8 protein-coding genes are annotated in these 16,193 nt (G+C 66.3%); 5 read left to right on the top strand and 3 right to left on the bottom strand.

Translation table 11 applies throughout. The features are described from left to right. Nucleotides 1–128: 128 nt before the first annotated feature. The gene (locus FFS23_RS09240; protein ID WP_137898385.1) at nucleotides 129–2,621 is read right to left on the bottom strand and encodes a PhoX family protein; all 2,493 of its coding nucleotides are present in this window, start codon (nucleotides 2,619–2,621) and stop codon (nucleotides 129–131) included. 485 nt (nucleotides 2,622–3,106) lie between these two features. Here FFS23_RS09240 and rplJ point away from each other — a divergent pair, with 485 nt between their 5' ends. Further along, nucleotides 3,107–3,622, top strand: coding sequence for a 50S ribosomal protein L10 (gene rplJ / locus FFS23_RS09235; protein ID WP_037530318.1), 516 nt, complete (start codon nucleotides 3,107–3,109; stop codon nucleotides 3,620–3,622). Nucleotides 3,623–3,697: 75 nt separating this feature from the next. Continuing rightward, nucleotides 3,698–4,075 (top strand): 50S ribosomal protein L7/L12, encoded by a 378-nt coding sequence (gene rplL, locus FFS23_RS09230; RefSeq protein WP_137898384.1) that lies wholly within the window; start codon nucleotides 3,698–3,700, stop codon nucleotides 4,073–4,075. A gap of 132 nt (nucleotides 4,076–4,207) precedes the next feature. Here the strand turns inward: rplL and FFS23_RS09225 are convergent, their stop codons facing one another. Continuing rightward, nucleotides 4,208–5,188 carry a PAS domain-containing protein gene (locus FFS23_RS09225; RefSeq protein WP_137898383.1) on the bottom strand — a complete coding sequence of 327 codons (981 nt, stop codon included), beginning with the start codon at nucleotides 5,186–5,188 and terminating at the stop codon, nucleotides 4,208–4,210. 83 nt (nucleotides 5,189–5,271) lie between these two features. Continuing rightward, nucleotides 5,272–6,435 carry a hypothetical protein gene (locus FFS23_RS20420; RefSeq protein WP_249340605.1) on the bottom strand — a complete coding sequence of 388 codons (1,164 nt, stop codon included), beginning with the start codon at nucleotides 6,433–6,435 and terminating at the stop codon, nucleotides 5,272–5,274. Between the two features lie 378 nt (nucleotides 6,436–6,813). Here FFS23_RS20420 and rpoB point away from each other — a divergent pair, with 378 nt between their 5' ends. The 3 genes from rpoB (at nucleotide 6,814) to FFS23_RS09200 (ending at nucleotide 16,165) form a co-directional block, all read left to right on the top strand. After that, nucleotides 6,814–10,968 carry a DNA-directed RNA polymerase subunit beta gene (gene rpoB / locus FFS23_RS09210; RefSeq protein WP_038660772.1) on the top strand — a complete coding sequence of 1,385 codons (4,155 nt, stop codon included), beginning with the start codon at nucleotides 6,814–6,816 and terminating at the stop codon, nucleotides 10,966–10,968. Between the two features lie 164 nt (nucleotides 10,969–11,132). Next, nucleotides 11,133–15,422, top strand: a complete 4,290-nt coding sequence (rpoC, locus tag FFS23_RS09205) for a DNA-directed RNA polymerase subunit beta' (protein ID WP_038660775.1) — start codon at nucleotides 11,133–11,135, stop codon at nucleotides 15,420–15,422. A 554-nt stretch (nucleotides 15,423–15,976) separates the two neighbouring features. After that, nucleotides 15,977–16,165, top strand: a complete 189-nt coding sequence (locus FFS23_RS09200; RefSeq protein ID WP_038660778.1) for a hypothetical protein — start codon at nucleotides 15,977–15,979, stop codon at nucleotides 16,163–16,165. Nucleotides 16,166–16,193: the final 28 nt, after the last annotated feature.

The raw sequence follows: 16,193 nt of genomic DNA, 5'->3' as shown, positions 1-16,193 counted from the left end.
GAATCGGAAAGGAGGCGGACGCGGGCATGAGCGTCGTTATGCCCCCGAAACCTTAAACGTCCGTAATCGACAAATCCGTTTTCGACCAAGACGGTGCCGCGCAGGATCGGGGCGCGGCACCCGACGGATCACAGGCCGATGATGCCGCCGTCGCTCTTGGTGATGACGATCGTCGCCGAGCGCGGCCGGCCGCTGCCGGTGCCGCTCGCCTGGCTCTGCGGCCAGTTGCTGGTGAGGTTCGACGGGCCGCCGCCCTCGCCGGGATGCTGGATATTGACGAAGATCGAACGGCCGTCGGGCGTCGAATCGATGCCGGTGATCTCGCATTCCTTCGGCCCGACCAGGAAGCGCTTGAGCGCGGTCCCCGGCGCCTTGCCGATGCGGGTGGTCTGCGACGCGGTCTGGCCGCCGAGGCTGTTGGTAAAGGTGCGCGTGCCGCCGTCGCCGACCGTGCCGGGGATCGCGGCGAGCAGCATGCAATTGGTCACGTCGGTATAGGCGCCGTCGTCGGTCTCGATCCACAGCAAAGGCGTGCCCTGCCCCGCGACGTTGCTCGGCCGCGCGAACCACAGGCCGTCGGGCGAGGAGAAATCGTTGGTGGCGTCGAGGTTGGACAGGTTGATGTTCGCCGGGTTGAGATCGCTGCCCGCGCCGAAGGCATAGATGTCCCAGGCGAAGGTCAGCGCCTCGCTGCTGTCGCCGGTCTCGCGCAGGCGGATGACATGGCCGTTGGGATTGCCGTTGCTCGCCCCGCCATTGGTCTTGGGGTCGCTATAGGCGCGCGGGTTGGCGGCATCGGTGGTGGCCACGGTGCGCGAGGAATTGTTGGTCAGCGTCAGGTACATCTCGCCGGTCACCGGATTGACCGCGGTCCATTCCGGCCGGTCCATCCTCGTCGCGCCGAGCGCGTCGCCGGCCAGCCGGGCGTGGGTCAGCACGTCAGCCTGATCGGCGAAGGCATAAGCGCTGTTGGCGCCGGTCAGCGGCCCCTGGCCGAACACCAGCGGCAACCACTGGCCGCTGCCGTCGGCGTTGAACTTGCCGACGTAGAGCGTGCCGGTGTCGAGATATTTGTCGCCGATCGCGAGCCGGTTGGTCGCGCTCGCATCCGCCGCCGACCAGGTCGCCGACGAGACGAACTTGTAGACATATTCGTTCTGCGCGTCGTCGCCCATGTAGAAGGCGGGGCGCACGCCGGCGATCGTCCGGCCAATCACGCAACCTTCGTGGTTCATGCGGCCGAGCGCGGTGCGCTTGCGCGGCGTCGAGGCGGGATCGAACGGGTCGATCTCGACCACCCAGCCATATTGGTTGGGCTCGTTGCGGAAGTCGCCGGTGCCGTTGGCGGCCTTGGTCGCGTCGACCGTGGCGTTGAACTTGGCGATGCGGGTGTCGCCGGCCGCCGGCGCGGCGGCGGTCGCCCAATTGTAATTGCCCGCCTTCTGCGCGTCGTTGCTGCCGGTGTTGAGCCCGTAGCGGCTGAACGCGACGACCGATTTGGCGCCGAGTGCGGCGGTGCGACGGGCGTTGTCGCCGGCCTCTCGGCGGAAATAGCCGGCCCAATTCTCTTCGTTGGTCAGATAGGTGTTCCACGGCATCGTGCCGTTGGCGCAATTGTTGATCGTGCCGCGCGCCGCGACGCCGGTCGGCGAGTAAGCGGTGAACAGCAGCGCACTGCCCTTCACGGGGCCGGAGACGTCCATCGGCGTGAACGGGGTGATGCGGCGGTTGAGGCTGCTGCTGTTGACGTAGCTCCAGCCGCTGGTGCCGCGGTTGATCTCGATCACGCTGACGCCGTGCGCCTCGATCTCCTTGAGCACCTCGGCAGTCGGACGGACGCCGCCCGTGGTCGTCGGCCCGTTGGGATGCAGATAGCTTTGCGTGATATTCTCGTGGTTGAGCACGAGCAGGCCGCGGCTGCTGTTGGTCGGATCGGGTGCGGTGCCGGTCGCGGCGAGGCCGAAGAAGCTCATGCCGTCGTGATGGTCGCCGGCGCGTGCCGAGAAGGTCGTGTCGCTGCCGTCGTTGGCATAGGCACCGACGCTGCCGTTGATCGGATCGCCCAGCCGGTAGAGCACGGTGACCTGATAGCCCGACGGCACCGCAACGACGTCGGCGAGGCTCTTCGGCACCGCGGTGAAGTCGAGCGTCGCGGGCGCGACGGTGACGGTCGTGTCGGCGATCGAGCGGATGCCGTCGGTCGAGGTGCTGGTGAACTGGAAGGCGAGCGGCGTCGCGGCGGTCACTGCCGGTGCGGTGAAGCTGGCGGTCCCGCTCGTCGCGTTGGTAAGGCTGACGATCGGACCGCTGGTCTGCGTCCATGCGGTCGAGGCGGACTTGCCGCTGGTCACCGTGCCGGTGAGCGTCACGGTCTTGCCGGCCGAGGTGGTGATCGCGCCGCCGGCGGTGACCGTGGTCGCGCGGCGCTCGTCGTCCTGATCGCAGCCGGCGAGCATGCCGGCGCCGAACACCGCCGCGGTCATCGCCGAGATGCCGCCGCGCAACGTCTGGCGGCGTGAATAGCGGCTGGCGATCAGCTCGCCGATATGCGGATTGGCGCTGACGTTGGTGTCGATGTCGCCATCGTCATAGCCGATGGTGGACAGGCTCTGGATCGTCATGATGGTTCCCCCGCTGCGCGGCGAACTGCCGCTATGCCGCTGTCTTTGGCCGCGAAAAGCGGCAGCGGGGTTGCAGCGGGGTGACGGGAAGATGAAGTTCAGATGACGTGAAGATGACACCCCTAAATCCTCCCCCTGGCGGGGGAGGAATTTCTGCCCAACTCCCGCACGTCGAACCACCGGCGGGTGGAGCGATGCCGGACGAGTCTTGACTCCGCCCCGCATTCCACTAGAGGCACGCGCTTGCCGGTGGGTTCGCCCGTCGCGCATCCGTCCAAGACAGCAGGTGCCGCGGATTTGCCGCTGCTTAATGTCCTGCCGAGACGGGGACAGGAATTCGACGATCGGTTCGCCTCGCTGCGCGCCGGTCTGCCGCCCTTCACGGGTGCCTTCCCCATCGATGGACAACCCCGGCGGGGTTTTCCCCTCCGGTTTGTAACCGGGAGGGTCGCTTCGTGCGGCGCTCTCAAAACGTGGAGAATGGCATGGATCGTGCTCAAAAGGCCGCGGCCGTTGCCGAGTTGAATCGCACCTTTTCCGAAGTCGGCGTGGTAGTCGTTACCCGCAACAACGGAATGACGGTTGCACAGTCCACCCGACTGCGCAACGCGATGCGTGATGCCGGCGCGACCTACAAGGTCTCGAAGAACAAGCTTGCCAAGATCGCACTCGATGGCACCGATTACGGCTCTGTGGGCGACCTGCTCACCGGCCCGGTCGGCCTCGCCACCTCGATCGACCCCGTCGCCGCAGCCAAGGTTGCGGTCGAATTCGCGAAGACGAACGACAAGTTCGAAATCGTCGGCGGTGCGATGGGTGCGACCTCTCTCGACGTTGCCGGCGTGCAAGCGCTCGCCACCCTGCCCTCGCTGGATGAACTCCGGGCGAAGATCGTCGGCCTCATCGTTGCCCCGGCAACGAAGCTCGCGACCATCACCCAGGCTCCCGCGGCGCAGATCGCGCGCGTGCTGTCGGCCTACGCCGAGAAGGAAGCCGCCTGAACCTCAGGCGCTTGCGGACAAGCGATTTTCAACTGACACTTGGGGCCGTCGGCCCCAGCATATGAAGGAACTATCATGGCAGACCTGAACGCGCTGGTTGACCAGCTGAGCGAACTGACCGTCCTCGAGGCCGCCGAGCTCTCGAAGCTGCTCGAAGAGAAGTGGGGCGTTTCGGCCGCCGCTGCGGTTGCGGCGCCTGCCGCCGGCGGCGCCGGTGCAGCGGCTCCGGCCGCCGAAGAGAAGACCGAGTTCGACGTGATCCTCACCGGCGACGGTGGCAAGAAGATCAACGTCATCAAGGAAGTCCGCGCCATCACCGGTCTCGGCCTGACCGAAGCCAAGGCGCTCGTCGAAGGCGCGCCGAAGGCCGTCAAGGAAGGCGTGAACAAGGACGAGGCCGAGAAGGTCAAGAAGCAGCTCGAAGACGCCGGCGCGACCGTCGAGCTCAAGTAAGCCGCAGCGGAGGGTCGGCCAGCACGCTGCCCCCCCCTCCGCAAGGCCTGGCCGGTCTCCGGTCGGCCAGCGACAGGACAAGGGCGGCCCCCGCAAGGAGGCCGCCCTTTTTCGTATCCGCGCCCGCTGCGGTCAGCCGCGTCGGCGCGCCCGCCACGCGCCCGTACCGATCCCGTGCACCGCCCCCTCGCCGGCATGCGCCGCGTCGATCGCCGCGTTGAGCTTCATCAGATCGGCCTGCGCCGACAGCGACTTGATCGTGCCGACGACGCCGGCGAGCTGCGTCATCATCTCCTGCACCGCCGCGGTCTTGGCCTCGAGCGCCGACTGGAAGCGCTGCTGCTCGTCGAGCCGCTCGGCGACCGCGCGGTCGAGCCGCACCTGCCGCGAGACGTCGCTGGCGATCGCAACGATGCGCAACGGCCGCCCCGTCGCATCGGACACGGGCGTATAGCTCGCCTGCAGCCAGCATTCCTCGCCGTCGCGGGCGCGCCAGCAATGGACGCCGCTGTCGATCTCGCCGCCGGCCATCCGCGCCCAGAAGGCGGCATAGCCGGTCGACGCCACATAGGCGGGGTCGCAGAAGCTGCGATGATGCCGCCCGACGACATCCTCCAGCCGATAGCCGGTCACCGCGAGGAACCGCTCGTTCGCATGCAGCACCACGCCGTCGGGCGCGAACTCGACCACCGCCTGGCTGCGGTCGAGCGCCGCGAGCCGCGCGCTACGCTCGGCATCGCTGCGCCGGCGATCGGTGACGTCGGTCGCGACCTTGACGAAACCACAGACCGCGCCGTCGTCGTCGGTCAGCGGATCATAAGCGGCATGCAGGCGGACCTCGCGGCCGTCCTTGGTGATGCGCGTGCATTCGCCAGAGACCGCGCGGCCGCGTTCCAGATCATGCCACAGCCGCCGATAGCCCGGCGACGCCAGTTCCTGCGCCGAGCAGAACACGCGGTGATGCAAACCCTGCATCTCCGCCAGGCCATAGCCCATCGTCGTGCAGAACCGCTCGCTCGCCCAGATGACGTGACCGACATGGTCGAACTGGACGACGTTGGTCGCACGGCACACCGCTGCCCAGATCTCGGCACCATGACGTTCGGCAGCCATATATTCTCCTGGCCCATAATCGGACCAAAGTGGACACGCCGTCAGCCGTTACCCGCTCCCGACCATTATGCAACCCGCGCGAATCATCGTTCCACCGCAACCGCATAGGGACGAACGCCGAGCGCGTCGTACATTCGGGCGGGCTGGTCGAACCAGAACGGGACCAGTTTGGCGGAATCGACGCGCTCGACGCCGACCGCGAAGGCCGCCGCACTCTGCCCCTCGCTGCCGCCCGCATCGTAGAGCAAATTGACCGCCACGACCGGCACGAACATCGCCCGCCCCCCGGCTTCCAGCGGCCGGATCTCGGCGCGCGGCAGCGCGGCGACGATCCGTACCCGCCGCGTCTCGCCCGGCGCGAGCGCGAACGGCGGCACCGCGGTACGGCCGACCGGCGCCGCGAATACCGCCGCCACGTCGCCCTCCTGCCCCGGACCGGCGCCGGTCAGCGCGACGCCGACGCGGATCGCCGTCGCGGGCACGGCGCCGATGTTGCGCACCTCCAGCTCCGCTTCGACGGTGGCGCTGAGCAGGTTGAGCCCGGCGCGACGTGGATGCAGCGCCAGCGTCAGCCGTGCGCGGTCGACCGGCGGCTCGGGCGCGAGCATCGCCGGCTGCGGCGCTGCCGGTGCCGGTGCCGGTGCCGGCACAGGTGCCGGGGGGCGCGGGCGAGGCGTCGGATCGACAGCCACGACCTCCGCAGGCTGCTCGCTCGCGCGGCGCCGCAACAGCCACCAGCCGACTGCAGCGGCGATCGCCAGCAGCGCCGCCCCGCCCAGCCACCAGCCCGTGGCGGACTGCGACGAAGGCGTCGCCGCATCGACGGGGACGGCCGATGGCGTCGCGACCGGAACCGGGGCCGGCGCGCTCGTCGCGATCGGTGACGGCTCAGCCGCCGGCGTCGGCGCTGCCGTCACCGGCGTCGCGCTGGGAGCCGGTGTCGGCGTCGGGCTCGGCGTCGGCGTGGCGCGTGGCGTCGGCGTGGCGGTCGGGCGCGGCGTGGGACGCGCGGCGGGGGTTGCGGTCGCCCGCGGCGTCGGCGTCACCACCGGCGCCGGGCTCGGCTGCGGCGCTGGCGTCGGCTGCGGAATCGGGGTTTGCTGCGACGGCGTCAGGCTGAAATTGTCCAGCCCCGGAATCGTCTGCGGCGCGGTCGTGTTCGACGTCTGCGCCACGCCGGGAGCCGCAGCCGCGCCCGCCACCAAAAGGGCGACCGCGCTGAGCCGCGCGCCCCGCTTCATGTTCATGTACCCTGATCTCACCCAATACGCTTGCGCGCTCCTTAGTGAACGGTTCACGACCGCCACCCTCGCTGCGACGAACCGCCCCCGTATGACGACGGGGCGAAGCCATGCGATGCCCGAAGGGTGGATACACCCCCTTTGACAGCGTCCACACCTGCGCCTATATCCGCGTCTCACCACAGCTTTCGGGACATGATGCGCCGTCGCGCAGTGCATCGTACGGATAGAGGGTTCTGGTTCATAGACGCCGAAGGCCGACGCACTGCGATGCGCTCGGCTTTTTTGCGTCGCACCTCGCGTCCCGCTCCGGGGGTTCCCGGGCACGATATTCCGGCCGACGCCCGTTTCCGACGGGCCGGCCACGACTGAGGGCATAACACCATGGCCAGCAAGGCGATCCAGGGCAGCACCGCGAAGCGGCGCATCCGCAAGATCTTCGGGGACATCCACGAAGTCATCCAGATGCCGAACCTGATCGAGGTTCAGCGCGAGAGCTACGAGCAGTTCCTCCGTTCGGACAAGAGCACCGGCCACGTGTCGGGCCTCGAAAAGACGCTGCGCAGCGTCTTCCCGATCCAGGATTTCGCCGGCACCGCCTATCTCGATTTCGACGACTATGTTCTCGAGCCGCCGAAGTTCGACGTCGAGGAATGCCGCCAGCGTGGCATCACCTATGCCGCGCCGATGCGCGTCACCCTGCGCCTGACCGCGTTCGAGGTCGATCCGGATACGGAGGCCAAGTCGGTCATCGATATCAAGGAGCAGGACGTCTACATGGGCGACATGCCGCTCATGACCGAGAACGGCACCTTCTTCATCAACGGCACCGAGCGCGTCATCGTCAGCCAGATGCACCGGTCGCCGGGCGTGCTGTTCGACCATGACCGCGGCAAGACCCATGCCTCGGGCAAGTATCTGTTCGCCGCGCGTGTCATCCCCTATCGCGGTTCGTGGCTCGACTTCGAGTTCGACGCCAAGGACATCGTCAACGTCCGTATCGACCGCAAGCGCAAGCTGCCGGTGACGGCGCTGCTCTATGCGCTCGGCATGACCAGCGAGGACATCCTCAATTATTTCTACAACCGCGTCACCTATGTGCGCGGCCAGGGCGGCTGGATCATCCCGTTCGCGCCGGAGAACTGGCGTGGCGTCAAACCGCTGTTCGACATCGTCGACGCCTCATCGGGCGAGGTGGTGTTCGCCGCGCAGCAGAAGATCAGCCCGCGTGCCGCCAACAAGGCGGCCAAGGACGGCCTCACCCAGCTGCTGATCCCGACCGAAGAGATCTTCGGCCGCTATTCGGCCTATGACCTCATCAACGAGACGACGGGCGAGATCTACGTCGAGGCCGGCGACGAGATCGGCGCCGAGAATCTCGAGGCACTCGACAAGGCGGGCATCGACACGATCGAGCTGCTCGACATCGACCATGTCTCGACCGGCGCGTGGATCCGCAACACGCTCAAGGCCGACAAGGCCGAAGAGCGCGAGCAGGCGCTCAGCGACATCTATCGCGTCATGCGCCCCGGCGAGCCGCCGACGCTCGAGACCGCCGAAGCGCTGTTCGCCGGCCTGTTCTTCGATCCGGACCGCTACGATCTGTCGGCGGTGGGTCGCGTCAAGCTCAACATGCGCCTCGACCTCGACTGCCCGGATACGGTGACGACGCTGCGCAGCGAGGACATCCTCGCCGTCATCAAGACGCTCGTCGGCCTGAAGGACGGCAAGGGCGAGATCGACGATATCGACAACCTCGGCAACCGCCGCGTGCGGTCGGTCGGCGAGCTGCTCGAGAACCAGTATCGCGTCGGCCTGCTCCGCATGGAGCGCGCCGTGAAGGAGCGCATGTCGTCCGTCGACGTGTCGACGGTGATGCCGAACGACCTCATCAACGCCAAGCCGGCGGTCGCCGCGGTGCGCGAATTCTTCGGCTCGTCGCAGCTGTCGCAGTTCATGGACCAGACCAACCCGCTGTCCGAAGTGACGCATAAGCGTCGCGTATCGGCACTCGGACCGGGCGGTCTGACGCGTGAGCGTGCGGGCTTCGAGGTCCGCGACGTTCACCCGACGCATTACGGCCGCATCTGCCCGATCGAGACGCCGGAAGGCCCGAACATCGGCCTGATCAACAGCCTCGCCTCGTTCAGCCGCGTCAACAAATACGGCTTCATCGAGACGCCGTACCGCAAGGTCGTCGACCACAAGGTCACCGACGACGTGGTGTATCTGTCGGCGATGGAAGAGGCCAAGCACACGATCGCGCAGGCCTCGGCAGAGCTGGGGCCGGACAAGGGCTTCACCGAGGAGCTGGTGTCGTCGCGTCAGGCGGGCGAGTTCCTGATGGCGCTCCCCGACAACGTCACGCTGATGGACGTCAGCCCCAAGCAGCTGGTGTCGGTCGCCGCGTCGCTTATTCCGTTCCTGGAAAACGACGACGCCAACCGCGCGCTGATGGGCTCGAACATGCAGCGTCAGGCCGTGCCGCTGGTCAAGGCGGAAGCGCCGTTCGTCGGCACCGGCATGGAAGAGACGGTCGCCCGTGACTCGGGCGCCGCGATCGCCGCCAAGCGCGCCGGCATCGTCGACCAGGTCGACGCCAGCCGCATCGTCGTGCGCGCCACCGGCGAGGTCGATTCGGCCAAGTCGGGCGTCGACATCTACACGCTGATGAAGTTCCAGCGCTCGAACCAGTCGACCTGCATCAACCAGCGCCCGCTGGTGAAGGTGGGCGACGTGGTCAACGCCGGCGACGTCATCGCCGACGGCCCGTCGACCGAGTTCGGCGAGCTGGCGCTGGGCCGCAACGCGCTCGTCGCGTTCATGCCCTGGAACGGCTACAACTATGAGGATTCGATCCTCATCAGCGAGCGGATCGTGAAGGACGACGTGTTCACGTCGATCCATATCGACGAGTTCGAGGTGATGGCCCGCGACACGAAGCTCGGGCCGGAGGACATCACGCGCGACATCCCCAACGTCGGTGAGGAAGCCCTGCGCAACCTCGACGAGGCGGGCATCGTCTACGTCGGCGCCGAGGTCGAGCCGGGCGACATCCTCGTCGGCAAGATCACGCCGAAGGGCGAGAGCCCGATGACGCCGGAAGAGAAGCTCCTCCGCGCCATCTTCGGCGAGAAGGCGTCCGACGTCCGCGACACCTCGCTGCGTCTGCCGCCGGGCGTTGCCGGCACGATCGTCGACGTCCGCGTCTTCAATCGTCACGGCATCGACAAGGACGAGCGCGCGATGGCGATCGAGCGCGAGGAGATCGAGCGCCTGAAGAAGGACTCGGACGACGAGCGCACCATCCTCAACCGCGCGACCTGGTCGCGTCTGCGCGAGATGCTGCTCGATCAGGTCGCCACGGCGGTGCCGAAGGGCCTGAAGAAGGGCGCGACGATCGACATGGACCTGCTCGACAGCGTCGACCGCCACGAATGGTGGAAGTTCGCGGTCGCCGACGACAAGGTCCAGGGCGATCTGGAAGCCGTCAAGCAGCAGTATGACGAAGCCGCCAAGCGGATCACGGACAAGTTCCACGATCGTCGCGAGAAGCTGGAGCGTGGCGACGAGCTGCCGCCCGGCGTGCTCAAGATGGTCAAGGTCTTCGTCGCGGTGAAGCGCAAGCTGCAGCCGGGCGACAAGATGGCCGGCCGTCACGGCAACAAGGGCGTCATCAGCCGCATCCTGCCGCAGGAGGACATGCCGTTCCTCGCCGACGGGACGCCGGTCGATCTGGTGCTCAACCCGCTGGGCGTGCCGTCGCGCATGAACGTCGGGCAGATCTTCGAAACGCATCTCGGCTGGGCCGCCCGCAATCTGGGCATGCAGGTCGCGACCGCGCTCGAGGACTGGCGCGAGGCCAACCCCGATGCCAAGGCGGGCGAGATGCCCGACGCGGTCCGGTCGCGCCTCGTGGAAGTCTATGGCGATCACTATGCCGAGGACATCCAGAGCCGCGAGCCCGAGGAGATCGTCGAGCTGGTCAAGAACATCCGGACCGGCATCCCGATGGGCACCCCGGTGTTCGACGGCGCCCGCGAGAGCGACGTGTCGGCGATGCTGGAGCTGGCGGGTCTCGACACGTCGGGCCAGTCGGAGCTGTTCGACGGCCGCACCGGCGACAAGTTCGACCGCAAGGTGACGGTGGGCATCATCTACATGCTCAAGCTGCACCATCTCGTGGATGACAAGATCCACGCCCGGTCGATCGGGCCGTACAGCCTCGTCACCCAGCAGCCGCTGGGCGGCAAGGCGCAGTTCGGCGGCCAGCGCTTCGGTGAGATGGAGGTCTGGGCCTTGCAGGCATACGGCGCCGCCTACACCTTGCAGGAGATGCTGACGGTGAAGTCCGACGACGTCGTCGGCCGCACCAAGGTCTATGAGGCGATCGTCAAGGGCGACGACACGTTCGAGGCCGGCATCCCCGAGAGCTTCAACGTGCTCGTCAAGGAAATGCGCTCGCTGGGTCTCAACGTCGATCTCAAGACGATGCAGGACCAGGTCGACGAGGACGGCATCGCGATCGCCGCGGAGTAAGCCACCACTCTCCCTCTCCCGTCGGGAGAGGGAGGGAGCGGCCGTAGGCCGCGGAAGGGTGAGGACGGTTCGCTGCCCTGCCCTCACCTTCCCACCAGCTTCGCTGGCGGGCCCCTTCCTCTCCCGCTGGGAGAGGAGAAAAGAATTCTGAGAGGTTCATCCCCATGAACGAACTGACCAACTTCGCGAACCCGATCGCAAAGCCCGAGACCTTCGACCAGATCCAGATCGGCATTGCCTCGCCCGACAAGATCCGTTCGTGGTCGTTCGGCGAGATTAAGAAGCCCGAAACCATCAACTATCGCACGTTCAAGCCCGAGCGTGACGGCCTGTTCTGCGCGCGCATCTTCGGTCCGATCAAGGATTACGAATGCCTGTGCGGCAAGTACAAGCGCATGAAGTATAAGGGCATCGTCTGCGAGAAGTGCGGCGTCGAGGTCACCGTCTCGAAGGTTCGCCGCGAGCGGATGGGCCATATCGAGCTCGCCGCCCCGGTCGCGCACATCTGGTTCCTGAAATCGCTGCCCAGCCGCATCGGCCTGCTGCTCGACATGCAGCTCAAGCAGCTCGAGCGCGTGCTGTATTTCGAGGCGTATATCGTCATCGAGCCGGGCCTGACCCCGCTTGAGAAGTTCCAGCTGATGACCGAGGACGAGCTCCTCGAGGCGCAGGACCAGTACGGTGAGGACGCGTTCTCGGCCGGCATCGGTGCTGAGGCCGTGCGCATCATGCTCGAAAGCCTCGACCTCGAAGGCGAGAAGGTCGCGCTGCTCGAAGAGCTGGCAACGACCAAGTCGGAGCTGAAGCCCAAGAAGATCATCAAGCGCCTCAAGGTCGTCGAGAGCTTCCTCGAATCGGGCAACCGTCCCGAGTGGATGATCCTCGAAGTCGTGCCGGTCATCCCGCCCGAGCTGCGCCCGCTGGTGCCGCTGGACGGCGGTCGCTTCGCGACCTCTGATCTCAACGATCTGTATCGCCGCGTCATCAACCGCAACAACCGCCTGAAGCGCCTGATGGAGCTGCGCGCGCCGGACATCATCGTCCGCAACGAAAAGCGCATGCTGCAGGAGGCGGTCGACGCTTTGTTCGACAACGGCCGTCGCGGTCGCACGATCACGGGCGCCAACAAGCGTCCGCTGAAGTCGCTGTCCGACATGCTGAAGGGCAAGCAGGGCCGCTTCCGCCAAAATCTTCTCGGCAAGCGCGTCGACTATTCGGGCCGTTCGGTCATCGTTACCGGTCCCGAGCTCAAGCTGCACCAGTGCGGCCTGCCGAAGAAGATGGCGCTCGAGCTGTTCAAGCCGTTCATCTACGCGCGCCTCGACGCCAAGGGTCTGTCCATGACCCTGAAGCAGGCGAAGAAGTGGGTCGAGAAGGAGCGCAAGGAAGTCTGGGACATCCTGGACGAGGTAATCCGCGAGCATCCCGTGATGCTCAACCGCGCACCGACGCTCCACCGTCTCGGCATCCAGGCGTTCGAGCCGGTGCTGATCGAGGGCAAGGCGATCCAGCTTCACCCGCTGGTCTGCTCGGCGTTCAACGCCGACTTCGACGGCGACCAGATGGCCGTGCACGTCCCGCTGTCGCTGGAAGCGCAGCTCGAAGCGCGCGTCCTGATGATGTCGACCAACAACATCCTGTCGCCCGCCAACGGCAAGCCGATCATCGTGCCGTCGCAGGACATGGTGCTGGGCCTCTATTATCTGTCGATGATGAAGGAAGGCGAGCCGGGCGAAGGCATGCTGCTCGGCGACATGGCCGAGGTGCATCAGGCGCTCAACGCAGGTGCGGTGACGCTGCACACCAAGATCATCAGCCGCGTTCCGCAGACCGATGAGGCTGGCAAGCAGTACCTCAAGCGCTACGAGACGACGCCGGGCCGCATGCTGCTGGGTGAAACCCTGCCGCACAGCCACAAGGTGCCGTTCGAGACCGTCAACCGCCTCCTCACCAAGAAGGACGTCGGCGACGTGATCGACGAGGTCTATCGTCACACCGGCCAGAAGGAGACCGTGCTGTTCGCCGACGCGATCATGGCACTGGGCTTCCGTCACGCATTCCGCGCTGGCATCTCGTTCGGCAAGGACGACATGATCATCGCGCCGGACAAGGACAAGCTGGTCGACGAGACGCGCGATCAGGTGAAGGACTTCGAGCAGCAGTATCAGGACGGCCTGATCACGCAGCAGGAGAAGTACAACAAGGTGATCGACGCCTGGAGCCGTTGCGGCGACCAGGTCGCGAACTCGATGATGAACGAGATCAAGGCTGTCCGTCACTATGAAGACGGTCCCAACAAGGGCCGCGAGAAGGACATCAACTCGATCTACATGATGGCCCACTCGGGTGCCCGTGGCTCGCAGGCGCAGATCAAGCAGCTCGCCGGCATGCGCGGCCTGATGGCCAAGCCGTCGGGCGAGATCATCGAGACGCCGATCATCTCGAACTTCAAGGAAGGCCTGACCGTCCTCGAATATTTCAACTCGACCCACGGCGCCCGCAAGGGCCTCGCGGACACCGCGTTGAAGACGGCGAACTCGGGGTATCTCACCCGCCGTCTCGTCGACGTGTCGCAGGATTGCGTCATCGTTGAGGAGGATTGCGGCACCGAACGCGCGCTGGAGATGAAGGCGATCGTGCAGGGCGGTTCGACGATCGCCTCGCTTGGCGAGCGCATCCTCGGCCGCACGACGGCGGAGGACGTGGTCGACGCCAAGACCGGCGAGGTCATCATCCCGACGGGCACGCTGCTCGACGAGGCGATGATCACGCAGATCGAGAAGATCGGCATCCAGGGGATGAAGATCCGCTCGCCGCTGGTCTGCGAGAGCAAGATCGGCGTCTGCGGCAAGTGCTACGGGCGTGACCTCGCCCGCGGTACGCCGGTCAACATCGGCGAGGCGGTCGGCGTCATCGCCGCCCAGTCGATCGGTGAGCCCGGCACGCAGCTGACGATGCGTACGTTCCACATCGGCGGCGCGGCGCAGCTCAACGAGCAGTCGAACCTGGAGGCACCGGTCGACGGTACCGCCCAGTTCCGCGACCTGCGCCTCATCGTCGACCAGCGTGGTCGCCGCGTGACGCTGTCGCGCTCGGGCGAAATCGCGATCCTCGACATGGACGGCCGCGAGCTGTCGACGCATCGTATCCCCTACGGCGCCTATGTGATGTTCGACGACGGCCACATGCTGTCGAAGGGCGATCGCATGGCGGAGTGGGATCCGTTCACCATGCCCGTCATCACCGAGAATTCGGGCATCGTGAAGTACGTCGACCTGACCGAGGGCAAGACGCTCACCGAGCAGACCGACGAAGCGACCGGTATCGCCCAGCGCGTCGTCATCGAATATCGCACCTCGACCAAGTCGAAGGAGGATCTGCGTCCGCGCCTGACCCTCACGACCTCGGAAGACGGCGAAGCGGCGCGCTACATGCTCGCGGCCGGTGCGGTGCTCTCGGTCGACGACAATGCCCAGGTCCAGGCCGGCGACGTTCTCGCCCGTGTCAGCCGCGAGTCCGCCAAGACCCGCGACATCACCGGCGGTCTGCCGCGCGTCGCCGAACTGTTCGAGGCGCGCATCCCCAAGGAAGCGGCGATCATCGCCAAGGTTTCCGGCCGGGTCGTGTTCGGCAAGGACTATAAGGCGAAGCGCAAGATCGGCATCCAGCCCGAGGATGGCGGCGACGTCGTCGAGTATCTGGTGCCGAAGTCGAAGGTGATCGACGTTCAGGAAGGCGACTACGTCAAGCGTGGCGACAATCTGATCGGCGGTTCGCCCAACCCGCACGACATTCTGGAGACGATGGGGATCGAGCCGCTGGCCGAATATCTCGTCAGCGAAATCCAGGAAGTCTATCGACTGCAGGGCGTGAAGATCAACGACAAGCACATCGAGACGATCGTTCGTCAGATGCTGCAGAAGGTCGAGATCACCGACGGCGGCGACACCACGCTGCTGAAGGGCGAGCAGGTCGATCGCGAGGAAATGGACGCGACCAACGAGAAGCTGGAGAAGAACCAGCAGCCGGCACAGGGCAAGCCTGTCCTGCTCGGCATCACCAAGGCGTCGCTGCAGACCCGCAGCTTCATCTCGGCGGCGTCGTTCCAGGAGACCACCCGCGTCCTCACCGAGGCGGCGGTCCAGGGCAAGCAGGACACGCTGATGGGTCTCAAGGAGAACGTCATCGTCGGTCGCCTGATCCCGGCGGGTACGGGTGCGGGCATGAACCGCCTGCGGGTCGCGGCGTCGTCGCGCGATGCGGCGATGCGCGTCCAGCAGCGTGCGATGGCCGCAGCGATCGTCGCCCCGGCCTCGGCCGCCGAACTCCGCGCCGCCGAGGCGCTGCGCTCGAAGCGTGAGGACGTCGGCACGGGCTCCGACCCGCTCGCCGAGGTCGTCCCCTCCGGCGACGGCAGCGACGAGGCCGCCGGCGAGTATCTGAACCAGGAGTGATCTCCCGGTTCGGGCTCCGGCTCGACTGAATGAAGAGCCGCCGTCCGGGCAACCGGGCGGCGGTTTTTCGTTGGGGTGGCGAGGATCGGCGAGCGTGACGATCTGGCCGCCGCCCCCCGCAGTATCCAATCGGACGATCCGCGATCGATACGGCGATATGCCGGCAAGGCATGTAAGACGCTGCCCATGCTGGGGCCGATCAGAACTATTCGCCTGAAAGTCGTATCGTTCGAAACTAACTATAGCACACGGCAATGTGCCGGCCCGATGACGACGAGCAAGAGCCGCATTGATCGATATCAAGGTTTGCGACTCGCCTAACGGTGGTACCGAGTCTTGATACCGTGCGGCGTCATGCCGACCTCGACTGCTAACGCGAAACGAAACGCCGCCCGGTGTGCCGTTCGGCGATTATTAGTTGCAGATGCGAGCGGACACTTCTCGACGCGCAACAAAAACTTGCACCACTATGGTCATGTTCCGAGTTATATCGTATATGATAATGAAGGCGGTGCTGATCATCCGCCGCGGATCACGGATACGGTGCCCCTGATATGACCTCGCAGTCGCAGCCTCTCGAAACGTTGGAAGCCCTGCTGAGCCAGGCATGCCAGATCGCCGATGCGCTGGGTCTGGACCTCGCCGCCATCCGCATCGAAGAGGCGCTGATGGTCGCGCGCGACCCCTGCGGCAGCAATCCGCTGTGGCAGGATTCCTGGGGCACGATGAGCGTCCTCAACTAAGCGGCGCGCCTGCCACCGGCAGGCGGCG

It is taken from the genome of Sphingomonas sp. 2SG (assembly GCF_005503285.1).
Classification (GTDB): domain Bacteria; phylum Pseudomonadota; class Alphaproteobacteria; order Sphingomonadales; family Sphingomonadaceae; genus Sphingomonas; species Sphingomonas taxi.
This window is presented reverse-complemented; position numbering and strand designations above follow the sequence as displayed.